The sequence below is a fragment of the Streptomyces sp. NBC_00210 genome, assembly GCF_045160975.1.
Lineage (GTDB): Bacteria > Actinomycetota > Actinomycetes > Streptomycetales > Streptomycetaceae > Streptomyces.
Genome location: NZ_CP108120.1, coordinates 7,663,573 through 7,686,212, shown reverse-complemented (window position 1 = coordinate 7,686,212; position 22,640 = coordinate 7,663,573). Strand labels below are relative to the sequence as shown.

At 71.2% G+C, this 22,640-nt stretch carries 22 protein-coding genes; 14 read left to right on the top strand and 8 right to left on the bottom strand.

Annotated features, from left to right (window positions below; all coding sequences use genetic code 11):
* Positions 1 to 71: 71 nt before the first annotated feature.
* The 3 genes from OG729_RS34840 to OG729_RS34830 all read left to right on the top strand — a co-directional run bounded on the left by OG729_RS34840 (position 72) and on the right by OG729_RS34830 (position 3,916).
* The gene (locus tag OG729_RS34840) at positions 72 to 542 is read left to right on the top strand and encodes a DUF6643 family protein (RefSeq protein WP_360875625.1); all 471 of its coding nucleotides are present in this window, start codon (positions 72 to 74) and stop codon (positions 540 to 542) included.
* 218 nt (positions 543 to 760) lie between these two features.
* Positions 761 to 1,369, top strand: a complete 609-nt coding sequence (locus OG729_RS34835; protein WP_405809921.1) for a hypothetical protein — start codon at positions 761 to 763, stop codon at positions 1,367 to 1,369.
* A gap of 153 nt (positions 1,370 to 1,522) precedes the next feature.
* On the top strand, positions 1,523 to 3,916 hold the full coding sequence (locus tag OG729_RS34830) for a right-handed parallel beta-helix repeat-containing protein (protein WP_405809919.1): 2,394 nt from the start codon (positions 1,523 to 1,525) through the stop codon (positions 3,914 to 3,916).
* On the opposite strand, the gene OG729_RS34825 is transcribed toward OG729_RS34830, so the two are convergent.
* Positions 3,886 to 6,258, bottom strand: a complete 2,373-nt coding sequence (locus tag OG729_RS34825) for a hypothetical protein (RefSeq protein WP_405809918.1) — start codon at positions 6,256 to 6,258, stop codon at positions 3,886 to 3,888. The genes OG729_RS34830 and OG729_RS34825 overlap by 31 nt on opposite strands.
* 202 nt (positions 6,259 to 6,460) lie before the next feature.
* On the opposite strand from OG729_RS34825, the gene OG729_RS34820 reads away from it, so the two are divergent.
* From OG729_RS34820 to OG729_RS34810, 3 genes are all read left to right on the top strand, one after another.
* Positions 6,461 to 7,306 (top strand): DeoR/GlpR family DNA-binding transcription regulator, encoded by an 846-nt coding sequence (locus tag OG729_RS34820; RefSeq protein WP_360875681.1) that lies wholly within the window; start codon positions 6,461 to 6,463, stop codon positions 7,304 to 7,306.
* A 4-nt stretch (positions 7,307 to 7,310) separates the two neighbouring features.
* Positions 7,311 to 7,748 (top strand): SRPBCC family protein, encoded by a 438-nt coding sequence (locus OG729_RS34815; protein ID WP_405809916.1) that lies wholly within the window; start codon positions 7,311 to 7,313, stop codon positions 7,746 to 7,748.
* A gap of 79 nt (positions 7,749 to 7,827) precedes the next feature.
* Complete coding sequence (locus OG729_RS34810) at positions 7,828 to 8,298, top strand: SRPBCC family protein (protein ID WP_360875635.1); 471 nt, start codon at positions 7,828 to 7,830, stop codon at positions 8,296 to 8,298.
* On the opposite strand, the gene OG729_RS34805 is transcribed toward OG729_RS34810, so the two are convergent.
* On the bottom strand, positions 8,295 to 9,428 hold the full coding sequence (locus OG729_RS34805) for a PLP-dependent cysteine synthase family protein (protein WP_360875637.1): 1,134 nt from the start codon (positions 9,426 to 9,428) through the stop codon (positions 8,295 to 8,297). The genes OG729_RS34810 and OG729_RS34805 overlap by 4 nt on opposite strands.
* A gap of 198 nt (positions 9,429 to 9,626) precedes the next feature.
* On the opposite strand from OG729_RS34805, the gene OG729_RS34800 reads away from it, so the two are divergent.
* A complete protein-coding gene (locus tag OG729_RS34800; RefSeq protein ID WP_360875640.1) occupies positions 9,627 to 9,950 on the top strand; it encodes a hypothetical protein in 324 nt (107 codons plus the stop codon).
* Positions 9,951 to 10,131: 181 nt separating this feature from the next.
* Positions 10,132 to 10,668, top strand: coding sequence for an ATP-binding protein (locus tag OG729_RS34795; RefSeq protein ID WP_360875642.1), 537 nt, complete (start codon positions 10,132 to 10,134; stop codon positions 10,666 to 10,668).
* A gap of 118 nt (positions 10,669 to 10,786) precedes the next feature.
* Here the strand turns inward: OG729_RS34795 and OG729_RS34790 are convergent, their stop codons facing one another.
* From OG729_RS34790 to OG729_RS34780, 3 genes are read right to left on the bottom strand one after another with little or no spacing between them, the layout of a single operon-like run.
* Complete coding sequence (locus OG729_RS34790; protein WP_405809913.1) at positions 10,787 to 13,384, bottom strand: ABC transporter permease; 2,598 nt, start codon at positions 13,382 to 13,384, stop codon at positions 10,787 to 10,789.
* A complete protein-coding gene (locus tag OG729_RS34785; protein ID WP_405809911.1) occupies positions 13,381 to 14,151 on the bottom strand; it encodes an ABC transporter ATP-binding protein in 771 nt (256 codons plus the stop codon). The genes OG729_RS34790 and OG729_RS34785 overlap by 4 nt, the downstream gene beginning before the upstream one ends.
* Positions 14,148 to 14,435 carry an SHOCT domain-containing protein gene (locus tag OG729_RS34780; protein ID WP_405809909.1) on the bottom strand — a complete coding sequence of 96 codons (288 nt, stop codon included), beginning with the start codon at positions 14,433 to 14,435 and terminating at the stop codon, positions 14,148 to 14,150. The genes OG729_RS34785 and OG729_RS34780 overlap by 4 nt, the downstream gene beginning before the upstream one ends.
* Before the next feature lie 209 nt (positions 14,436 to 14,644).
* On the opposite strand from OG729_RS34780, the gene OG729_RS34775 reads away from it, so the two are divergent.
* Both OG729_RS34775 and OG729_RS34770 read left to right on the top strand, forming a co-directional pair.
* Positions 14,645 to 15,214 carry a TetR/AcrR family transcriptional regulator gene (locus tag OG729_RS34775; RefSeq protein WP_405809907.1) on the top strand — a complete coding sequence of 190 codons (570 nt, stop codon included), beginning with the start codon at positions 14,645 to 14,647 and terminating at the stop codon, positions 15,212 to 15,214.
* A gap of 16 nt (positions 15,215 to 15,230) precedes the next feature.
* Positions 15,231 to 15,812: a DUF4865 family protein gene (locus OG729_RS34770; protein WP_360875652.1), complete on the top strand. Its 582-nt coding sequence runs from the start codon at positions 15,231 to 15,233 to the stop codon at positions 15,810 to 15,812.
* Positions 15,813 to 15,875: 63 nt separating this feature from the next.
* On the opposite strand, the gene OG729_RS34765 is transcribed toward OG729_RS34770, so the two are convergent.
* Together OG729_RS34765 and OG729_RS34760 are read right to left on the bottom strand one after the other, a co-directional pair.
* A complete protein-coding gene (locus OG729_RS34765; RefSeq protein ID WP_360875654.1) occupies positions 15,876 to 16,727 on the bottom strand; it encodes a YhjD/YihY/BrkB family envelope integrity protein in 852 nt (283 codons plus the stop codon).
* A 231-nt stretch (positions 16,728 to 16,958) separates the two neighbouring features.
* The gene (locus OG729_RS34760; RefSeq protein WP_360875656.1) at positions 16,959 to 18,173 is read right to left on the bottom strand and encodes an ROK family protein; all 1,215 of its coding nucleotides are present in this window, start codon (positions 18,171 to 18,173) and stop codon (positions 16,959 to 16,961) included.
* Positions 18,174 to 18,249: 76 nt separating this feature from the next.
* Here OG729_RS34760 and OG729_RS34755 point away from each other — a divergent pair, with 76 nt between their 5' ends.
* The 3 genes from OG729_RS34755 to OG729_RS34745 are packed head-to-tail and all read left to right on the top strand — an operon-like array spanning position 18,250 to position 20,655.
* Positions 18,250 to 19,545, top strand: a complete 1,296-nt coding sequence (locus OG729_RS34755; protein ID WP_405809905.1) for an MFS transporter — start codon at positions 18,250 to 18,252, stop codon at positions 19,543 to 19,545.
* A complete protein-coding gene (locus OG729_RS34750; RefSeq protein ID WP_405809903.1) occupies positions 19,542 to 19,889 on the top strand; it encodes an SCO4225 family membrane protein in 348 nt (115 codons plus the stop codon). Before OG729_RS34755 ends, OG729_RS34750 begins: the two co-directional genes overlap by 4 nt.
* Positions 19,890 to 19,911: 22 nt before the next feature.
* Positions 19,912 to 20,655, top strand: coding sequence for a maleylpyruvate isomerase family mycothiol-dependent enzyme (locus OG729_RS34745; RefSeq protein WP_405809902.1), 744 nt, complete (start codon positions 19,912 to 19,914; stop codon positions 20,653 to 20,655).
* 14 nt (positions 20,656 to 20,669) lie between these two features.
* On the opposite strand, the gene OG729_RS34740 is transcribed toward OG729_RS34745, so the two are convergent.
* Complete coding sequence (locus OG729_RS34740; RefSeq protein WP_405809900.1) at positions 20,670 to 21,071, bottom strand: MarR family winged helix-turn-helix transcriptional regulator; 402 nt, start codon at positions 21,069 to 21,071, stop codon at positions 20,670 to 20,672.
* An 86-nt stretch (positions 21,072 to 21,157) separates the two neighbouring features.
* Here OG729_RS34740 and OG729_RS34735 point away from each other — a divergent pair, with 86 nt between their 5' ends.
* A complete protein-coding gene (locus OG729_RS34735; RefSeq protein ID WP_360875666.1) occupies positions 21,158 to 22,636 on the top strand; it encodes an MFS transporter in 1,479 nt (492 codons plus the stop codon).
* The last annotated feature ends 4 nt before the right edge of the window (positions 22,637 to 22,640 follow it).

Sequence of the window (22,640 nt, the reverse complement as noted above, 5' to 3'; positions counted from 1 at the left end):
ACTCGCATCTACCGAAACAACCCTCTTATCGGGCTCCCCAACCAGCTCATCGTGGGCTTAACTTATGTGCCATGACGTCCCCCCGCGCCACCTACGGCGGCGGTTACTACTCCGCTCCGTCGTTCCCCGACACCCCCATCTACGACTCCCTGGTCGCGGAGCGGGGCACGCCTCAGATCGCCCCGATCCGAGTGCCTTCCGCGTACGACACCGGCAGCAGCTACACCGCCAACAGCTACCTGCCGGCGCTCCCCGCGGCGCTGCCCGCCCTGCCGGCAGCACCCACACCGTCTCCCGCCTACGGCTACGGCTACCCGCAGCAGATGCAGCAGCCCGTCCCGCTGCAGCATGCGCCCGCGCCGTACATCCCCCAGCAAGGGGCCTCCGTCCCGCGTGGGTACCCGGGCCCCCAGCCCATGCCGCAGCAGCGTCCGGTGGCCACCGGCTACGAGGCGATGCGTCCGGCGGCCGCCCGCCCCGCGCCGGCGCCCGCTCCTTACGAGGACCCGTACAACCGCCCGTACCAGGGCAGGGGGTACTAGCCCGTACCAGGGCAGGGGTACTGGCCCCTCCTGACTCCACCCGTCCTCAAGCGTTACTGCTGCCCCTCGGGAACCCTGCGTGGCCGCGGATGCGTTGGACAGTTCGCGGGGGAACGACGCGGGCGGGTGGCAGGGGTGACTTTGCTCTCTCTTCGTGCTACCCGCGCATGTGCCGTGCCGTACAGGGCTATTACGGGACGGGGAAGGGGGTGCGGGAAGTGCGAGCAGCCGCGGGAGTCTGGCGCTGGCGCCACAATCCTCTGCGCCGTGCGACCGATCTCTTGGAAGCGTGGGTTGCGCTTGTCGCCGCTGTGCTCCTGGTGACCGCGGCTCCGGCGTTCGGCTGGCTGAGCGGCAGCCTGACCGACGAGTCGCTGCGCCAGTCGGTACGGATCCAGCGCCAGCAGCGTCATCCGGTCACCGCGACGGTGCTGAGAGGGGCAGCGGAGCCCAAGCCCTCGGCGTACGATCCGGAATCCTCCGCCGCACGGGAGAAGCGCCGTCCGATCCTCGCGAAGTGGACGGCGATGGACGGCAGTCGGCACACCGGCACGGTGTCCACCGTGCTGCGCACCATGCGGCCCGGCGACACGTTCACCGTCTGGACCGACCGGTCCGGCCGCCTGGTGACTCGGCCGATGGATCTCGCGACGGCCCGGGCGCACGCCGTCCTCGCGGGGATCGGCGCGACGCTCTCGTTCGCCGGGCTGGTGGAAGGCGCCAGACGGCTGGTGGTCTGGCGGCTCGTCCGGCGCAGATACGAGCGCCTGGACCGGGCGTGGGCCGCTGCGGGACCCGACTGGGGCCGCACAGGCGCAGGCAGCTGACCCTTCCCGACTCGTCAACTCCCGCTCGTCGCGCGCGCTACGGTGGTGCGATCCCCTCGGGGGTTGGGTCCCGAGCGGTCGGACAGGGCCGAGGGTGCGTCCCCCTCAGAGGCGCGGCGGAGCAGTATCACGAGGTGGGGGCAGAGCAGCACGATGGCACAGGGCACGGTCCAGGTGACGCACACCGGCACCTCGCGGTGGCGGCGCCGCACAGGTGAGTACCCCTCACTCGCCGCCGCCCTGGAGGCCGCGGGCGACGGCGACATACTCACCGTCGCCCCGGGGACGTACCGCGAGAATCTCGTCGTCCAGCGGGCGGTCACCCTGCGCGGTTCCGAGGGCGCGGCCGGCTCGGTGCGCATCGCGCCCGCCGACGGTGTGCCGCTGACCGTGCGCGCCTCCGCCACCGTCCAGGACCTCCAGGTGGAGGGGCAGGATGCTGCCGCGCCCGCGCTGCTGGTGGAGGACGGCACCCCCGAGCTCATCGATCTGCGTATCGTCACGCGCTCCGCGGCCGGTGTCGAGGTGCGCGGCGCGGCCCGGCCCACGGTCCGCCGCTGCACCGTCGACAATCCGGCCGGTGTCGGCATCGCCGTGCTGGACGGCGCCGGCGGGGTGTTCGAGGAGTGTGAGGTCGTCTCGGCCGGCCGGTCGGGAGTCTCCGTGCGCGGTGGCGCGCATCCCAGGCTGGAGCGCTGCCGGGTACACCACTCCGCGGGCGCGGGCCTGAGTGTCACCGGCGAGGGCAGCGGCCTGGAGGCGATCGGGTGCGAGGTGTACGAGATCAACGGCACCGGCGTCCAGATCGCCTCGCGGGCAGCGGCCCATCTCACCGACTCAACCGTGCACCGCACTTCGGCCGACGGCGTCACCCTGGACACCGACGCAGTGCTCACGCTCTCCGACTGCGACATCCACGACATCCCGGAGAACGCGATCGACCTGCGCTCCCGGTCCGTGCTCACGCTCACCCGCTCCACGGTGCGCCGCTTCGGCCGCAACGGTCTGTCCGTGTGGGACCCGGGCACGCGGGTGGACGCCAACCAGTGCGAGATCCAGGACAGTACGGGCGACTATCCGGCGGTCTGGGTGAGCGACGGGGCGACTGCCGTCCTCGACTCGTGCCGCATCCACGACGTGCCGGACGCACTATTCGTGCTCGACCGCGGTTCGCGCGCCGACGTCGTCGACAGCGATCTCTCCCAGGTCCGCAACACGGCGGTGTCGGTGAGCGACGGGGCGACCGCACAGCTCGACGACTGCCGGATCAGGGAGGCATCCACCGGCGCCTGGTTCCGTGACCACGGCAGCGGCGGCACACTGAACGGCTGCACGATCGACGCCGCGCAGACCGGTGTGATCGTGACCAAGGGCGCGGATCCGGTGATCGAGCGCTGCACGGTCACCTCGCCCGCCGAGGCGGGCTTCTATGTCTCCGCCGAGGGCCGCGGCACCTTCCGTGGCTGCCGGGTCACGGGCAGCGGAGGTTATGGCTTCCATGTGATGGACGGCTGCCGCACCACGCTGAGCCGGTGCCGCACCGAGCGCTGTGCCCGGGGCGGTTACGAGTTCGCCGAGTCGGACGGGGTGGTCGTCGAGGACTGCACCAGTGACGAGAGCGCCGTACGGCCCGTGGCGGAGCAGCAGACGACCGTGCTGACAGCGACCCAGTCCCCCGGGCTGCTCACGGCGGTGCCAGCTCCGACCGCGGCCGAGGCCCCGGCTGCCGAGCCCGTACGCACCTCCGTCGCCGTGCTCGGCGAACTGGACGCGCTGGTCGGCCTGGACAGCGTCAAGCGCGAGGTCCGCACACTCACCAACATGATCGAGGTGGGCAGGCGCCGCCAGGAGGCCGGGCTGAAGGCCGCGTCCGTACGCAGGCATCTGGTGTTCACCGGCTCCCCCGGCACCGGAAAGACGACCGTGGCTCGGCTGTACGGCGAAATCCTGGCCTCGCTCGGAGTGCTGGAGCGCGGCCATCTCGTCGAAGTCTCCAGGGTCGACCTGGTCGGCGAGCACATCGGCTCCACGGCGATCCGCACGCAGGAGGCGTTCGACCGGGCGCGCGGCGGCGTGCTGTTCATCGACGAGGCCTACGCCCTGTCCCCCGAGGACTCGGGACGGGACTTCGGCAAAGAGGCCATCGACACGCTGGTGAAGCTGATGGAGGACCACCGGGACGCGGTGGTGGTGATCGTCGCCGGGTACACCGCGGAGATGGAGCGGTTCCTGTCCGTCAACCCCGGTGTGGCGTCCCGTTTCTCACGGACCATCACCTTCAGCGACTACGCGCCCGAGGAGCTGCTGCGGATCGTGGAGCAGCAGGCCGAGGAGCATGAGTACCGGCTGGGCACGGGCACCGGTGAGGCGCTGCTGAAGTACTTCACCGTGCTGCCCAAGGGGCCCGCCTTCGGCAACGGCCGCACCGCCCGGCAGACCTTTGAGTCGATGGTCGAGCGGCACGCGGGCCGGGTCGCCGAGCTCGCCGAGGCGAACACCGACGACCTGACCCTGCTCTATCCGGACGATCTTCCCGAACTGCCCTGAGCCTGACGGGGAACGCCCGGTGTAAGCCGGTCGAGGAGCTCCCGCCGTGCGGTGGCGAACACCGGATCGGCCTGGTACTCGGAGTGCCCGAGGATGGGCTCGGGCAGCGGATGCTTTTCCGAACGCCCGTAGACCACAGGGTCTTTCAGTGCGTCATGGTCCACGTCGGGGTGTTCGCCCTCGGCCGGGACCAGCACCGGCCCGCCGATCGGGTCGGTGCGCCGCCACAGATTGCGCCAGCAGTGCACCTGGCTGCCCAGTTCGCGCAGGGCGAGCGGTCCGAAGTACGCGGGGAACCAGCGGCCGTAGAGCCGTTCCAGCGGTGATCCGTAGGTCAGCAGCGCGACCCGTCGCCGGGTGGCGGCGGGCAGCTGCCAGACGGCGGCCGCCGCCAGCACACTGCCTTGTGAGTGGCCGGAGATGACGAGCCGTCCGCCGGTGCGTCCGGTCCAGGTGCACATCCGCCAGGTGAGGTCGGGGACGGCGCGCTCGGCGTAGCAGGGCGGCGCGAAGGGGTGTGCGGCGCGCGGCCAGAAGGTGCCGACGTCCCAGAGGATGCCGATGGTGCGCCGGGCCGAGGCGTCGCGGTAGGCACGGCGGCCCCAGGTCACGAACAGTATGAAGCCGAAGCCGATCAGCCAGGAGCCCAGCGACTGGGCGGTCTCGGCGACGGATTCGACGAGGCCGTGGCTGTCGCCGAACGCCTTGCCCGGCACCTCGCCGCTCGCCCATGCCCCGGCGACGGCGCCCGCGCCGAGGAGCAGCGTGGCGCCGGAAACGATGCCGACGATCCAGGGGGCGGCGTCGGTGAGTGCGGCCCGGGCCCGGGTGCCCGCTATCCGCCGGGTGCGGACCTCGTCGCGACGCCCCTCGGCGTAGTCCGCCTCGACCGGGCCGGCGAGCCGGCGGGCGGCCAGCCAGGTCCGTACACCGAGGACGACGGCGGGGACGAACAGGACGATCAGCAGTACGGGAATGACCGAGGCCTGCCAGCTGAGCAGCACGGGAGGCCCGATGATGGCCGCTTCCCCGTCCATGCCGGGGGTGCCGGGGCCGTCCAGCCAGTCGGCGACCCGCTGGGCGACACCACCGGTCATCACCCCGCCCAGGGCGCAGGCGAGCATCGCGACGGCGGGCCCGCCGAGGCCGGACATGGCGGTACGAGGGTGGCGCTCCCGGCGGTGCAGTACACATGCGACGACGGCGAGGGCGACGACCAGGACGCCCTGGCCGAGGGCGATGACACGGAAGGTGACATCGCCGGGAAGGGTTGCGGCGGACGCCCAGCCGGGGCGGGACCAGGAGGCGTACAGCAACGACAGGGCCAACAGTGTGAGGGCTGCGCCGGGCAGATAGCAGACAGCTGCCCGATCGAGGCGGGCGTCGATCCGCTTCTCGCTGCGGCCCCTGCGGAAGACCACCCACAGCACGGCGAGCAGCACCACGACGAGTGCCGTCTCCAACAGGAGGCCGCAGATGTTCAGCGGTGTGCTTGCGGCTCTGCGGTCGTGGCGCGCGGCGGCACCGGTGACCGCCGCGGCGACGGTCAGAAACCCGGCGGCGGTGTGCGCGGCGCGCAGCCGGGCGACGAGCCGGCGGCCGTACCAGAAGCCGGGCCTGCCGAGCGCGGGCCGCACCACGGGCTGCGCCGGTCCCACGCCCTTCTCCTCGTCCTCCTCCAGACCCTCATCGCCCTCGCCCTCGTCCTCGCCGGTCGGCGGCCGCTGGGACTCGTATGCGCTCCAGGTGCGGTTGGAGAGGTACCACAGCAGGCCCACCAGGGCGGCGGGCACCACCGAGGCGAGCGCGAGACGGCGGCCCGGCTGGGACCACCAGCCGCCCCGGGCGCTGGACAGAAAGCCCAGCCAGGACCGCTCCCGGGTGCAGTCGGGCGAGCCCGCGCACTGCCAGGCCACCAGATCGAGCGCGACCTCGCAGGCGGCGGCCGTCAGCAGCACGGTGAGGCTGAGTGCGACGAGCCGCACCAGCACTCCGTACAACCGGGTCGTCCTCCTGCGGCCCTTGGCGCGCGGGCGCATCCAGTGCGCGAGGTTGACCACCATGAAGGGAAGTAACAGCAGCCACAGGGCCCGGGCGCCGTTGCCCGAGGTGAGGTTGGACCAGCAGTACGCCTCGGGGATGGGCCGGTCCTCGTACCGCTCGGGGTGGCTCTCGGCGTGCTCGTCGTCGGTACGCCGGAACACGGCGGCCTTCTCGTCACCGGTGATCCGGACCGTACGGGGATCGCCGAGCATATCCTGCGGGGTGGCCCCGCCGACGCCGTGGACCAGCAGTTCCAGCGCCGGTCCTCCGCTCTGCGGGACCGGGGTGTCAGGGGACACTTCAGGGGCTCGCTCTCTCGATTCGGAGGATCGGCCGGTGCGCGGCCGCGCGGCGGTTCGGGACAAGAATCCCGGATCGTGGCAGTTCACCGCACGGCTCTCACGGAATCTCCCCGAGCGGGGCCGGGCCGACCGGCCCGTGCGAGGATGAGCAGCCTTGGCCACGGCGGTGTACGACGACATGGAAGGACCGGCCCCGGCAGTGACCGACAACCAGAACCTGCTCGCGGAGCAGCGGCGCGCCCTGATCCTCGACGAGGTGCGCAGACGCGGCGGGGTGCGGGTCAATGAGCTCACCCGCAAGCTGAATGTCTCCGACATGACAGTGCGCCGGGATCTGGACGCGCTGGCCCGGCAGGGGGTCATCGAGAAGGTCCACGGCGGCGCGGTGCCGGTGGTCGAGGCGAGCACGCACGAGCCGGGGTTCGAGGCCAAGTCGGCGCTCGAGCTGAGCGCCAAGGAGGACATCGCGCGGGCGGCGGCGCAGATGGCGGTGCCCGGCAGTGCGATCGCGCTGTCCGGCGGCACCACGACGTATGCGCTGGCGCACCATCTGCTGGAGGTTCCGGATCTGACGGTGGTCACCAACTCGGTGCGGGTCGCGGATGTGTTCCACGCGGCGCAGCGGGCGGGTGCGGCGGGCGGTCAGCGGCCCGGCGCGGCCACGGTGGTCCTCACCGGAGGGGTACGTACCCCTTCCGACTCACTGGTGGGACCGGTCGCCGACCAGGCGATTCGCTCGCTGCACTTCGATGTGCTCTTCCTCGGGGTGCACGGCATCTCGGTGGAGGCCGGGCTCTCCACACCGAATCTCGCGGAGGCCGAGACGAACCGCCGTTTCGTCCAGGCCGCGCGCCGGGTCGTGGTGGTCGCCGACCACACCAAGTGGGGGACGGTGGGTCTGAGTTCGTTCGCGCGGCTTGCCGACGTGGACACGCTCGTGACGGACGCGGGTCTGTCGGCCGAGGCGCGCGAGGAGATCGCCGAGCATCTGCCGGGTCTTGTGGTGGCGGGCGGCGGCGAGGACGCCGGCGGCCAGGACGGCTGAGCGGGTGACCGCCTTCCGGCTCACGCGTGCCGTCCCATTCCCGGCGGGCGAGGCCTGGCTGCGGGTGACCGACTGGCAGGGGCACACCGCTCAGGTGCCGTTGACGACGGTTTCGCATCTGACGCCGGGGCCCACGCGGGTCGGCACGGTGTTCGTGGCCCGCTCGGGTTTCGGCCGGCTCGGCTTCGACGATCCGATGGAGGTCGTGTGCTGGGCGCCGCCCGAGCAGGGCAGGACGGGACGCTGCCGACTGCAGAAGCACGGCCGGGTGATCAGGGGCTGGGCGGAGATCGAGGTGCAGCCGGAGGGTTCGGGCGCGGTGGTGGTCTGGGTGGAGGAACTGCGTATTCGCTTCGTACCCCGGTTGCTGGACCCTGTGGTCCGCCGGGTGGCACGGCTGGTGTTCGGCCGCGCGCTCGACGGACTGCTCAGGCGGGGCTGAGGCCACCGGCAGACAACTGACGGCCCCTCAGCTATGGTGTGCGGGCCCCACCACCCCTTTCAGCCGGAGGTACCGTCCCATGGCACGCCGACTGCGCCCCGTGGAGCTCGACTTCGCCGAGTCCGCGCCGCTGCGGCTGGTCTTCGCGGCCGAAGTGTCGGCCTCGCCGGACGCCGTGTACGAAGCCCTCGCGGATGTTCCGGGCTGGACGTCCTGGTTCGACGCGGTCACTGCCGCCACGCCCACCCATCAGGGCGCGGGCCGCGAGATAACGCTCAGGGGCGGGGTGCGCTTCGGCGAGACGATACTGGCCACGGACCCCGGCGAGCGGTATGCGTACCGCGTCGACGAGACCAACGCCCCCGGTCTGCGCGCCCTGTTGGAGGAGTGGCGGCTCACTCCCACGGCGGCCGGTACCCGGGTGCAGTGGACGTTTGCGACGGACGCCCCGACGCCGATGCGTCTCGTGCTGAAGCTGGGCCGAGCGGGCCTGGCCGCCTCCTTCCGTGGCGCCGTGCGCACACTGGACCGCCGGCTCGCGGCCGCCTAGGCGGGCCAGACCCCGGTCGCCAGGAGCTGCTCGATCGCCGCCGTGTACGGCGCGATGTCCAGTCCCTGTTCGTCCAGCCAGGCGTCGGAGTAGTACTTGTCGAGGTAGCGGTCGCCCGGGTCGCACAGCAGCGTGACCACGCTGCCCCTGCGCCCGTCGGCCACCATCTCGGCGATGATCTTCAGCGCGCTCCAGAGCCCGGTGCCGGTGGAGCCGCCCGCCTTGCGGCCGATGGCCGCATCCAGGGCTCGTACGGCGGCGACGCTCGCCGCGTCGGGCACCTTCATCATCCGGTCGATGGCGCCGGGCACGAAGCTCGGCTCCATACGGGGGCGGCCGATGCCCTCGATACGGGACCCGCAGTCGCTGCTCGCGTTCGGATCGTGCCGGGTCCAGCCGTCGAAGAAACAGGAGTTCTCCGGATCGGGGACGCAGATACGGGTGTCGTGCTGCATGTAGTGCACATAGCGGGCGATGGTCGCCGAGGTGCCGCCGGTGCCGGCCGTCGCGACGATCCACGCGGGCTCGGGATAGCGCTCCAACTTCAGCTGCTGGTAGATCGATTCGGCGATGTTGTTGTTGCCGCGCCAGTCGGTGGCGCGCTCGGCATAGGTGAACTGGTCCATGTAGTGGCCGCCGGTGCGCTCCGCGAGCGCCGCCGACTCCTCGTACAGCTTGCGTGAGTCGTCCACGAAGTGGCACTGCCCGCCGTGGAATTCGATCAGCCGGATCTTCTCGGGGCTGGTGGTGCGCGGCATCACCGCGATGAACGGCACTCCGATCAGCTTGGAGAAGTACGCCTCGGAGACGGCCGTCGAGCCGCTGGAGGCCTCTATGACGGGCTTGCCCGGCCGGATCCAGCCATTACAGAGGCCGTAGAGGAACAACGACCGCGCGAGACGGTGCTTGAGGCTGCCCGTCGGATGGGTGGACTCGTCCTTGAGGTAGAGGTCGATCCCCCACTGCTCCGGCAGCGGGAAGCGCAGCAGATGCGTGTCGGCGGACCGGTTGGCGTCGGCCTGGACCTTGCGGACCGCTTCCTTCAGCCAGGCCCGGTACTCCGGATCGCTGCGGTCCACATCGGCGGTGGCCATCGCCTCGCCCGCCACTGATTTCCCACTCGTGCTCATGCGCCCGTTCCTCAACTCGTCGAATCCGTTCCCCTCCTGCCACAGTAAGCCCCTCACCTGCACAAACGTTCACTTTGGGCATCCATAGGGGTCACTTGCAGGCCGGGACTTGCCCGGGTATGGCCACACGTACTGGTGCACCTGCCCCAAGTTGTGCAGACTGCCAGCAGGAAACGGTGCGAAGGGGGCGGAGGGGCGATGGGGATGGCAGAACCCGAATTCAGCGCTACGGGCGTGCGTATCGAGCGGTGGCCGCGGTCGCTCACCAAGGCCGGACAGGTGCTGATCAAGGACGGCAGGCTGGCCCTGCTCACGAGCTACGGCCGGGTGATCGAGAGTGCTCCCGTTCGGGCGGTCAGAGCCGGCAAGCCCTGGTTCGCAGATGAGGCGAGCACGGTGGCGACGGTCAACGGCAAGCGCTACCGGCTCACGATGGGGCAGCGCGGCCGCAGGCCGGACGCCCGGGTGCTGGCCGGACGCTTCCTTGAGGCGGTGCGCGGCGCCGGGGGCGCCAGGAGCTGAGAGTAACCACCCAAGTGCTGCGAGTTGCGGGACCGAGGTGGGTGGTTCACGCTTGTCTCACATCACTCAGGGTGCACCGGCGGTGACGCTGTGATCCAGCCCGCCGGACAAATCAGCAGATAGCCAACTGCTGGATCCGATCCTTCGTCTTCTTCCGGACCTCATTCGGGGAGTCGCAGCCGTGATCAGCCAGCCAAGCAGGCACTGCACGGTGGAGCTCCAGGCCCTGCCGTCGCGGATCGGTCAGGTCCGCAGAATCGTCTCGGCGCAACTGCGCTACTGGCATCTCGATCCTCTGATCGACCAAGCAGCGCTCGGCGTTACCGAGTTGCTGTCCAACGTCCACCGGCACGCCGAGCCGGACAAGATGTGCACCGTGGAGATCGAGCTGCTGCTCGACCGGCTCACGGTCTCGGTGCATGACCACGATCCACGTCTGCCGACCGTACGGGACTCGGATCTGCAGGCGACCTCCGGCCGCGGGCTCGGGCTGATTGCGGCCGTGAGCGAGAGCTGGGGTGTACGGCCCAAGGGCGACACCGGGAAGATCGTCTGGTTCACGCTCTCGGCGCCCTCGCCGGCCGTTTCCCTGGTGGCGTATCCGATGGTGTATGCGTCGTCGGCGGACGGGCCCCTGGGCGGTTCCCAAGACGGGCACGCCCGCGCTCACGACGCGACGCGCAAGCCCGCCGCCACCCGGTCGGCCGTTGCGGGCTGACCGGGCGGCACCCCGGCGCCCATGACCGCCGGGTACTACTCGGCGGCGGCGCTGAGGGCCGGGCACCACTTGGCGCCCTGACAGCCCGGTACCACTTGGCACCCATGAGAGCCCAGTACTACTCGGTGGCGATGGCGCGCAGTACGTCCAGGCGCCCGGCACGGCGCGCGGGACGCCAGCCCGCGACCGCCCCGGCGACCAGGCCGACGAGTGCGACCACCAAGAGCTGCACCGGCGGCAGCGCGAACACGAACGCGGTGTCGCCCGCGCCCTCGGAAGCCTTGACGAGCACCCAGCCGAGCAGCCCGCCCAGCGCCAGGCCGCCCGCCGTGCCGAACGCGGCGACGAGCACGGACTCGTAGCGCACCATGGAGCGCAGCTGACGGCGCGTCTGCCCGACGGCTCGCAACAGGCCGAGTTCCCTGGTGCGTTCATGGATCGCGAGCGTGAGTGTGTTGGAGATGCCGAGCAGCGCGATCACCACGGCGAGCGCGAGCAGGGCGTAGACCAGGGTGAGCATCATGTCGATGGCTCCGGCCGCGGTCTGCGCGTACTCGTCGCGGGTCTGCACCTCGGGATTGCCGTACGCCGCCGCGGTCTTCTCGACCGCCGCCTTGCCGTCGGCGCTCGACACACCGTCCTTGAAGCCGACGGCGATCAGGGTGTCGGAGTCCTGTCCGCGGTGCGGGGCCCAGGCCTCGCGGGTAATGACGTAGTCGCCCGCCAGCTGAGACTGCTCGAAGACGGCGCGGACCGTGAAGGTCTGCTTCTTCCCGTCGGTGAAGGCGAGTTCGGCGGTGGAGCCGGGCCGCCAGCCCCGCTTGTCCGCCTCGGTGTCCGCGACGGCCATGCCGTTCGTGCCGAGCCCGTCGAGCGAGCCCTGCACGGTGCCGAGGTCGAATGCCCTGCCCAGCGCGACCGGGTCGGTGACGGTCAGCCGGCGCCCCGCGCCGTCGACCTCCGCGACGCCCTTTCCGAGGCCGACCGCGGTCTCCACGTCGGGCTGTGCGGCGATGGCCGGGGCGAGCTTCGGGCTCAGCCCGCTGCCGCCCGCGCCGAACGCCGGCACACTGACGGCCACATCGCCCGCGAAGGACCGGGAGACCGTCTGGTCCATGGTGGCCTTCAGCGAGGCACCGAAGACGGTGAACAGGGACACGACGGTGACGCCGATCATCAGCGCCGTCGCGGTGGCGGCGGTGCGCTTGGGGCTGCGCAGTGCGTTGCGCTTGGCGACGCTGCCCGAGACGCCCCGCAGCCGGTCCAGCGGCCCGCCCAGGATCCGTACGGCATACGAGGAGGCGACCGGACCGAGCACCACGAAGGCGGCCAGGGCCAGCACCGCACCCGCGGCAGCCAGCCAGAGGGACGGACTCGCTACGACTCCGACCAGGATGATGCCGATTCCGGCCACGGCGACGCCCGTTCCGACGTACGCGCGCTTCCTCGACGCCGCCGACTGGTCCACCGCCGTCTCGCGCAGCGCGGCCAGCGGGGCGGTGCGCCCGGCCCTCACGGCGGGCATCAGCGCGGAGCCGAGGCATACGAGCACGCCCACGGCGAGCGGCAGCAGCAGTGAGACACCGCTGATCACCAGGCCTCCCTGCGGGAAGGGGAATCCGACGACGGGGAAGAGCGCCCGCAGTCCGGCCGCGATCCCGAGGCCGCCCAGCAGACCGGCGGCGGACGCGGCCAGCGCGACGACGGCCGCCTCGAGGAGCGTCGAGCCGACGATCTGACGGCGGGAGGCGCCGAGCGCGCGCAGCAGCGCGTTCTCACGGGTGCGCTGGGCGATGACGATCGCGAAGGTGTTGTAGATGGAGAAGGTAGCGACCAGCAGCACGATCCCGGAGAAGACCAGCAGCAAAGTGGTGAACAGATTCAGGAACTGACCGGAGATCATGTCCTGGTTCTCTTCGGTCGACTGCTGACCGGTAATCGCCTCGACTCCCTTGGGGAGTACGGGTGTCAGCGCGTCCACGAGTTCCTGCTGGCTGGTGCCGGGTCCGGCCCGGACCTGGATGGACGCGGCCTCGCCCGGTTTCGGGGTGAGGTACTTCTCGGCGTCGGCCAGGGTCATTGCGGTGAAGGTGACCTGGCCCATGCCGTCCTCGCCGCCGAAGGTGGCAAGACCGACCACGGTGACCCGCACCGGATCGGGAGTACGCAGCACAGTACGGTCGCCGATCTTCAGCCCGCCCTTGTCGGCGGCGCCGCGGTTGACGACGACCTCACCGCTGTGTGCCGGGGCCCGGCCTTCGGCGAGCCGGTACGGGTTGAGTTCCGGGTCGTCGATCCAGTTGCCGGCGAGGGTGGGCGGGCCCTGACCGCCGACGGGGTTGCCGCCCGCGCCGACGAGCTGTCCCGCGCCCTGGATGTTGGGCACGGCGGCGGCCACGCCCGGCGTCTTCTCGATCCGGGTGACGAGATCCGTCTGCACCGGACGGCGGGTGCCCTGGCCCTCACCGGACACCGTGACGACGTTCGAGCTGCGCACGACGGCGTCCGTGCCGCCGGTGGCGCCGGCGAACATCGTGTCGAAGCTGCCGCGCAGGGTGTCGCCCATGATGAGCGTGCCGGCGAGGAAGGCCACGCCGAGCAGCACGGCGGTGAAGGTGCCGGCGAAGCGCCGTTTGTGGGCGCGCAGCGAGTTGAGGCTGATGCTTCCCCTCGCTTTCGCTGGGGAGACCCCATGCGATGCACGGCTGCCGCTCATGGCGTCGCTCCCTTGGCGCCGGAGGCGTCGAAGGCCTTGAGCCGGTCGAGTACGCGATCGGCGGTGGGGGCCTCCATCCGGTCGACGAGCCGACCGTCGGCGAGGAAGACGACCTCGTCGGCGTGGGCGGCCGCGACCGGGTCATGGGTGACCATCACGACCGTACGGGCCGTCTGGCGCACGGTGCGGCCGAGCAGCCGCAGCACCTCTTCGCCCGAACGGGAGTCGAGGTTGCCGGTGGGCTCGTCGGCGAAGACGACGTCGGGCCGGCCGGCAAAGGCGCGGGCCACGGCGACGCGCTGCTGCTGGCCACCGGAGAGCTCGCTCGGCCGGTGGTGCAGTCGGTCGCGGAGCCCGACGGTGTCGACGAGGGCCTCCAGCCACTCACGGTCGGCCCGCTCCCCTGCCAGGTCGATGGGGAGCGTGATGTTCTCGGCGACGGTGAGGGTGGGGATGAGGTTGAAGGCCTGGAAGACGAAGCCGATGCGGTCGCGCCGCAGCAGGGTGAGTCGCCGGTCGTCGAGTGCGCTGAGGTCGGTGTCGCCGATGAGTGCGGAGCCCGAGGTGAGGGTGTCGAGCCCGGCGGCACAGTGCATGAGCGTGGACTTGCCGGAGCCCGAGGGCCCCATGATCGCGGTGAAGCGGCCGACCGGGAAGTCGACGCTCACCCCGTCCAGGGCCCTCACTTCGGTGTCGCCCCTGCCGTAGACCTTCACGGCATCGACGACCCGGGCTGCGGCCCGGGTGCTGACGGCGGTGGTGGTCACGCTGCACCGCCCTTGCCCGTACGGCCGAACTGCTCGTCCAGGACGGACAGTCGGCGCCAGTACTCGTCCTCGTCGATCTCACCTGCGGCGAAACGCCGGCCGAGCAGCGCGATCGGCGACTGCTCGCCGTGCGTCGGGCCCGGTCCCGGCCATGGGCCGCGGCGCCCGCGCCATACGCCGGTGCGGCGCAGCGTGGTGACGACGCCGACGACGACGGCCGCCCAGATCAGCGGGAAGAACAGGATCCACGGGCCGGGCCCGTCCGCGTACGCCAGGGTGTCCATCTGAGTTCAGCTCCTCGGTGCGAAGGTGGGTTCCTTGTCGCTTCCGAGGCTGCCGCCGGGAGGGGGCCGAAGTCGTCGTACGGCCAGCGGCAGTGCGCGTACCACCCCGGGAGTACGCAGGGCTTTCCCGGCTGCTCCCAAGCGCTTTCCCGACCCCCCTGCCGACTCCGGCCATGGATTCTGTACCTACTAGTATGTACAGTGACGTCATGAGCACACCGGAGCGGCTGATCGAAGCCACCCGCGAGCTGCTGTGGGAGCGCGGCTATGTGGGCACCAGCCCCAAGGCGATCCAGCAGCAGGCGGGCGCCGGCCAGGGCAGCATGTACCACCACTTCGCGGGCAAGCCCGAGCTGGCGCTGGCGGCGATCCGGCGCACGGCCGAGGAGATGCGCGCGAGTGCCGAAGCCGTCCTTGGCGGTGACGGCACGGCGTACGAGCGGATCAGCGCATATCTGCTGCGTGAGCGCGATGTGCTGCGCGGCTGCCCGGTCGGGCGGCTGACGATGGATCCGGAGGTCATCGCGAACCCCGAGCTGCGCGCCCCGGTCGACGAGACGCTCGACTGGCTGCGCGGGCGGCTGGCCGGGATCGTCCAGGAGGACCGGGAGCGTGGCGAGTTGAGCGCCGCGCTGGTGCCCGCCGAGATCGCGGCGACGATCGTCGCGACCGTCCAGGGCGGCTATGTGCTGGCCCGTGCGTCCGGCTCGACCACCGCCTTCGACGCGGGCGTCCGCGGGCTGCTCGCGCTGCTCGCGCCCCGTACCGAATCCCCGTAACGGAACGGAGCGCCAGATGCATGCCATGCAGTACGAAATCACGCTGCCCGCCGACTATGACATGGAGATCATCCGCCGTCGGGTCGCGACAAAGGGGCATCTCCTGGACGGCTTCCCCGGCCTCGGCCTCAAGGCGTATCTGATGCGCGAGCGCGCAGACGCCGCGCCGGTGAACCAGTACGCGCCGCTCTATCTGTGGGCCGCCCCCGAAGGCATGAACAGCTTTCTGTGGGGGCCCGGATTCCAGGGCATCGTCAATGACTTCGGGCGGCCCGTCGTGCAGCACTGGACGGGACTGGCGTACCAGGAGGGGCCTGCGGCCGGGGCCGTGCCGCGGGCCGCCACGCGGCGGCGGGTGCGGATACCGGACAAGGAAGGTCCGGCGCTCGCCGTGGAGCAGGCGCTCGCGGCGCATCGACAGCTGGCGTGCGCGGACGGGGTGGTCGCTGCCGCCGTCGCCGTCGATCCGCGGCACTGGGAGTTGCTGTACTTCGCGTTGTGGGCCGAGGACGCACCCGAGGCGATCGGTGATGTCTTCCAGGTGTTGCATCTGTCCGCCCCGCACCGCGCGGAACTTGCGCGGGGCCGGCAGTGGTGAGCCACGGCCGCACGGTCTTCGGGGATGCACCCCGGCCGAGTTGGGAAACTTCCCAAGCCGGTCCTAGGCGAGGCTTTCCGGCTTGCGTTTCAGGTGTCGCCGTAGGCGCTCTTCGTGGTAAATGCGTCCCACCAGCGCACCCCCGTAGACGACCACTCCGACGCCGACGAGCCAGGACTGGATGACCAGCACGGTCCCGAACGGGCCGAAGGTGACGGCGTTCGAGGCGATCAGCGGCGAGAAGACGAGCTGTGAGAAGACCCGCAGGCCGAGCATGCCCAGGGCCGTGGCGACCGACCCGGGCAGCAGGGCGCGCCAGCGGACCCGGCCGCCGAGCAGCACGCGCTGGGAGAGCCAGAAGAACAGGATGGTGCCGAACAGGTCGCCCAGGGTGCCGAACACCGTGGCCGCGGCGGACTCCGCCGGCAGGGGCGTACTGACGAAAGCCAGGAGAGCGGCGACGAGCAGGGCGAGCCAGACGACGTGCCGCCACATGGTGTGCCAGCGGGCGGTCGTCAGGTCCCAGACCTTCTCGTAACCGGTCTGTACGGCCGAGCCGAACGTCAGGCCGAAGACGGCGAGCGCGGCGAGACCAAACGCGGTCGTGCGCTGCAGCACCTCCACCGGCCCGCCGAACAGCCGCTCCACCTCGTCCTGGGACGCCTGCGAGACCCCCAGCGCCTGACCCAGCCAGCGGGCGAAGCCCTGTCCGCTCGCCGGGTCCGCCGCCGCTACCACGATCAGCAGGGGGACCAGCGTCAGAAAGCCCAGTGCGGCGAAGCCCATCGCGCGGTGCATCAGTTCCAGCTCGCGCCCCCGGTACCAGGCGAGCCCGAGGGGCGACGCGATGATCCTGCGGCGCAGTTCCTGGAACCGGTGCGGATGGTCGTCCGCGCCGGAGGGCTCGTGGGTCATAGGTCGTCGACTACCCGTTCGTGTGCCGTGAGGCGTCCATCGTCCCCCCGGACGGGTGTCCCCGCCTGCCGGGACGCCGGGGAGCGGAGGCTTCTCCTCGTCTCCGCTCATGGCGTCGTCGTCTGCGATCCGGTTGTGCCGCAGCACAGTCCGCATGGGCCGTCCGTCTCCGCTGTCGTACGGGTGCACCGGTCTACCGCTTCCCGGCCACCCTACGACCCTGCGCCGCCGTCAGCCGAGTGCGGCCAGTGGATCGTCGAGTACCGGCTGCCACGCCAACTCGGCTGCTCCTACGAGGCTGTTGTGATCCAGCGTGCAGGCCAGGATCGGCACCCCGCCGCTGCGTCCCCACAGGCTGCGGTCGGCGACCACGGCACGCAGCCGCTCGGGGTCGGCCTCGAGCAGCTCGCGGTGCAGCCCGCCGAGGATGATGCGGTCGGGGTTGAGGATGTTGACGAGCCCGGCGAGCCCGAGGCCGAGCCGGTCGATGAGCTCCTCGCCCGCGGTACGCACCGCCGGGTCGTCGTACTCCGTACGCAGCAGCTCACGGGACTGCTGGAGCAGCGAGACCTCGGGCCCGGGGTCGCGGCCCGCGGCGGTGAGGAAGGCGAGCGGGTCGGCCTCGACATCGAGGCAGCCGCGGCTGCCGCAGTGGCAGGGGCGGCCCTCGGGGTTGACGGTGAGATGGCCGACCTCCAGGGCGAGTCCCGAACTCCCCGTGTGCAGACGGCCGTCGAGGACGAGCGCGCCGCCGACGCCGCGGTGGCCGGTGGCGACGCAGAGCAGATGCTGGGCGCCGCGACCCGCGCCGTGCCGGTGCTCGGCGAGCGCCGCGAGGTTGACATCGTTGCCCGTGAAGGCGGGGCCCAGGATGCCCGCGGCGCGTACCCGCTCCGCGAAGATGTCGCGCACGGGAGCGCCCGCCGGCCAGGCGAGGTGCAGCGGGTTGAGGGCGGTGCCCTCCGGCTCGGCGACGGCGGACGGCACGGCGAGGCCCGCGCCGACGCAGCGACGGCCGCTCTCGCGCAGCAGTGCGGCGCCCGCGTCGACGACCTCGCCCAGCACCTGGGCCGGGTCGGCGGAGACGGTGACGCAGCCGGGTGCGGTGGCGACGGTCCGGCCGCCGAGGCCGACGAGGGCTGCGCGGAATCCGTCGGCGTGCACCTGGGCGGCGAGGACGACGGGGCCCTTGTCGTCGACGGCGAGCCGGTGCGAGGGCCGGCCCTGGGAGCCTGCGGCGGCACCGGGCCTGGAGTCGACCCTGATCAGTCCGAGCGCTTCGAGCTCCGCGGCCACCGCGCCCGCGGTGGCGCGGGTGACGCCGAGCTCGGCGGTGAGCACGGCCCGGGTGGGGGCGCGGCCCGTATGAACCAGTTCCAGGGCCGGGCCGAGCGCGCTGCGGCCCCTCTCCAGCCTGTTTCTGGTGGTCGTCGCCTTGCCGTTCATGGAGGTGAGTCTCCCATGATCCGGAGGCTCGGCAGCCGTCTTGTACGGATCGGCCTCCGGCCCCTATCCTGACTTTGTGCCGCTACTAAACAAACCACGGACGGCCGCACCTGGGAGACCTGGCGGAAACACCGCCGCACTCCCCCTGTCCCGCCTCCGTACCGCCCTGACCGTGTTCTTCGCCCTCGACGGCTTCCTGTTCGCCGGCTGGGTGGTCCGCATCCCCGCGATCAAGCAGCAGACCGGCGCTTCGGCGAGCGACCTGGGGCTCGCCCTGCTCGGCGTCTCGGCGGGCGCCGTGGTGACGATGACGCTGACCGGCCGGCTGTGCCGCCGCTTCGGCAGCCATCCGGTGACCGTCGTCAGCGGCGTGCTGATGTCGCTGGGCATCGCGCTTCCGCCGCTCACGCATTCGGCGCTCGCCCTCAGCCTCGTACTGCTGGTCTTCGGGGCCGCGTACGGCGGAATCAATGTCGCGATGAACAGCGCGGCGGTGGATCTGGTCGCGGCGCTGCGGCGGCCCGTGATGCCCAGCTTCCACGCTGCGTTCAGCCTTGGCGGAATGGTCGGCGCGGGCCTCGGCGGGCTGGTCGCGGGCGGCCTCTCCCCCACTGTGCATCTGCTGGCACTCACCGCGGTCGGCCTGCTCGTCAGCGCCGTCGCGGGACGTGTTCTGCTGCGCCACCCGGCGCCGGCCGCCGAGCGGACGGCCAAGGATCGGGCGCCGCGCCGGCTGAAGGGCCGTACGCGCCGGACGGTCGTCCTCTTCGGCGTGATCGCGCTCTGCACCGCGTACGGCGAGGGCGCGATGGCCGACTGGGGCGCGCTCCACCTGGAAGCGGACCTGCATGCGCACCCGGGCATCGCCGCCGCCGGATACTCCCTCTTCGCGCTGGCCATGACGGTCGGCCGGCTCTCCGGAACGGCTCTGCTCGAGCGGCTCGGCCAGACCCGTACGCTCGCTGCGGGCGGCGCCACGGCGGCGGCCGGGATGCTGCTCGGGGCACTCGCCCCCACCGCCTGGCTCGCACTGCTCGGCTTCGCCGTCACGGGTCTCGGTCTCTCGAACATCTTCCCGGTGGCGGTGGGCAGGGCGGGCGCGCTCGCCGGACCGGCCGGGGTCGCTGCCGCATCGACGCTCGGCTACGGCGGGATGCTGCTCGGTCCGCCCGCGATCGGATTCCTCGCCGACTGGTTCTCGCTGCCGGTGGCGCTGACGACCGTGGCCGCTCTCGCCGGTGGCGCGGCCCTGATCGGGTACACGGCACGAAAGGCGAACGTACCCAACGCGGCTGAGTACGCCTACTCAGGCCCGTCCGCCGCCCCGGACGCACCATGGGAGCAACGTCGCCCATGCGGGAGAACACCATGAACTCGGAACGGCTCGGCACACTCAAGCGGCTCACCTTCGGCAATCGCGCCTCCCAGGTGTATCTGGCGCTCGTCGCCGTGGCGACGCTCTACGTCACGATCGACACTGTCTTCGTCCACCACGAGGACGCTTCGTTCGCCGGTATATGGCTCTTCCTGCTGGCCTCCCCGGTGATGTTCGCCTTCCTGATGCTCGGCGAACTCTTCGGGGACGCGGTTTCCGGGTCCGCGCCGTACCTCTACACCGCGCTGGTGGTGTCCGTACTGATCCAGTCGCTCGCGCTCGGACTCTTCGTACGACTGCTCCGCGGACACCCGCACTCCGCGCGCCCCCAGGGAGCGTGAGCGCGGTGGCACAATCTGGAGCATGGAGACCGCCCGGCTGATCAAGTTCCTTGTCCACGAGGGCCAGTTGCTGGCGACCGCTGCCGTCGAGGCGGGCCCCGACGCGATGGTTCCGACCTGCCCCGACTGGCAGGTGCGGGACCTGCTTCGGCACATCGGGATGGTCCATCGCTGGGCGACCGCCTTCATCACCGAGGGCCATACCGAATACCACCCTGCCGAGGAACGGTCCGAGCTCGACGGCGACGAGCTGGTGGAGTGGTTCCGGGAGGGACACGGGCTGCTGGTGGCGGCGCTGAGTGAGGCGCCCGCGGATGTGGAGTGCTGGACCTTCCTGCCGGCGCCGTCGCCGCTCGCGTTCTGGGCCCGGCGGCAGGCGCACGAGACCGCGATCCACCGCACGGACGTCGAGTCGGCGCTGGGCGGCAAGCCCAGTCCGATCGCCGCGGAGTTCGCGGCCGACGGCATCGCCGAGCTGCTGACCGGCTTCCACGCGCGCTCACGGAGCCGGGTGCGCTCCGAGGCGCCGCGCTCACTGCGCGTGCGGCCGATCGACACCGACGACGTGTGGACCGTATGGGTATCGACGGACGCGCCCCGCACGGAGCCCAGCGAAGAGGGTCCCGCGGACTGCGAGTTGAGCGGCAGGGCCGAGCAGCTCTATCTGACGCTCTGGAACCGGCTGCCGCAGACCGCTGTGTCCGTCACGGGCGACGCGGAGCTCGCGAAGCTGTGGCGCGAGCAGTCCGCCATCACCTGGTCATAGACGATCACACGGACTTACGCGGACGGGTCCGGCAGCATCCGGGAGAGCACGGCGCGCTGCAGCGGCAGCACCTCGGCATGGCGGGCCCGGCCCGCGTCGGTGAGCGCGACCTGCACACCCCGCCGGTCCTCACTGCACATCCCGCGGGTGACAAGACCGTCCTTCTCCAGCCGCGCGACCAGCCGCGACAGCGCGCTCTGGCTCAGATGGACCCGGGACGCCAGTTCCTGCACCCGCAGCGAACAGTCACCGCTGCCCGCGCGTTCTTCGGCGAGCACATCGAGGACCTCGAAGTCGCTGGCGCCCAGCCCGTGCTGATGCAGCTCGCGGTCGAGCTCGCAGATCGTACGGGCATGCAGCGCGAGAACGTCCCGCCACTCCTCCGCGAGCGCTCGCTCGGACTTCTTCGCCGCCATGGACGCACGTTAGCAGAAAATCGAACTTTGTTGCATCGGAATTAAATGCGCTTGCATTCAATGCATGTGCATGTACTGTCCTCCCCATGACCACTCCGCTCAATGTCCCCGTGACGCAGGAGCGCTGGAGCCCGCGGCTGTGGGGCACCCTGCTCGTGCTCTGCGCCGCGATGTTCCTCGACGCCCTCGACGTCTCCATGGTCGGCGTCGCCCTGCCCTCGATCGGCACCGATCTCGGCCTGTCCACCTCGACCCTGCAGTGGATCGTCAGCGGCTACATCCTCGGATACGGCGGCCTGCTACTGCTCGGCGGACGCGCCGCCGACCTGCTCGGCCGGCGCCGCGTGTTCCTGATCGCGCTCGCCGTCTTCGCGCTGGCCTCGCTGCTCGGCGGCCTCGTCGACTCCGGGCCGCTGCTGATCGCCAGCCGCTTCATCAAGGGTCTCAGCGCGGCGTTCACCGCGCCCGCGGGGCTCTCCATCATCACCACGACCTTCAAGGAAGGCCCCCAGCGCAACCGCGCCCTGTCCATCTACACCACCTGCGCCGCCACCGGCTTCTCCATGGGCCTGGTGCTGTCCGGGCTGCTCACCGAGGTGAGCTGGCGGCTGACGATGCTGCTGCCCGCACCCATCGCCCTGATCGCTCTGGTGGCCGGCCTCAAACTGATTCCGCGGAGCAGCCGTGAGGACTCCGGCAAGGGGTACGACCTGCCGGGCGCCGTCATCGGCACGGCCTCGATGCTGCTGCTCGTCTTCACCGTCGTGCAGGCCGCCGAGGCGGGCTGGGCCTCCGCGCGCACCCTGCTCTCGTTCCTCGCCGTCGCCGTGCTGCTCACCGTCTTCATCACCATCGAACGACGCAGCTCGCACCCGCTGATCCGGCTGGGCGTGCTGCGCTCGGGCAGCCAGATACGGGCGAACCTCGGTGCGGCGTTCTTCTTCGGCTCGTACGTCGGTTTCCAGTTCCTCGTCACGCAGTACATGCAGTCCCTGCTCGGCTGGTCCGCGCTGCAGACCGCACTGGCCTTCCTTCCGGCGGGCGCGCTGGTGGCGCTCTCCTCGACGAAGATCGGCCCGGTGGTGGACCGGTTCGGCACGCCCCGCATCATCGCCGCCGGCTTCAGCCTGCTGGTGATCGCGTATGCGCTCTTCCTGCAGATCGACCTCACGCCGAGCTACGCCGCCGTGATCCTGCCGTCGATGCTGCTGCTCGGCGCGGCCTGCGCGCTCGTCTTCCCCTCGCTCAACATCCAGGCCACCAATGGTGTGGAGGACCATGAGCAAGGCATGGTCTCCGGCCTGCTCAACACCTCGATCCAGGTCGGCGGGGCGATCTTCCTGGCCGTCGTCACCGCGGTGATCACGGCGGGCGGCGGCACGGGCCGCTCCCCGCAGGAGGTGCTGGACAGCTTCCGCCCCGGCCTGGTGGTGGTGACTGCGATCGCGGCGGCCGGACTGCTGATCACGCTGACAGGCCTTCGTACCCGGCGCTCCCAGGAGAGCGTCCTGGTGGCGAAGTCCGTTCCGGAGACGGAGCTGGAGCGGGTGACGGTCGGGGACTGACCGG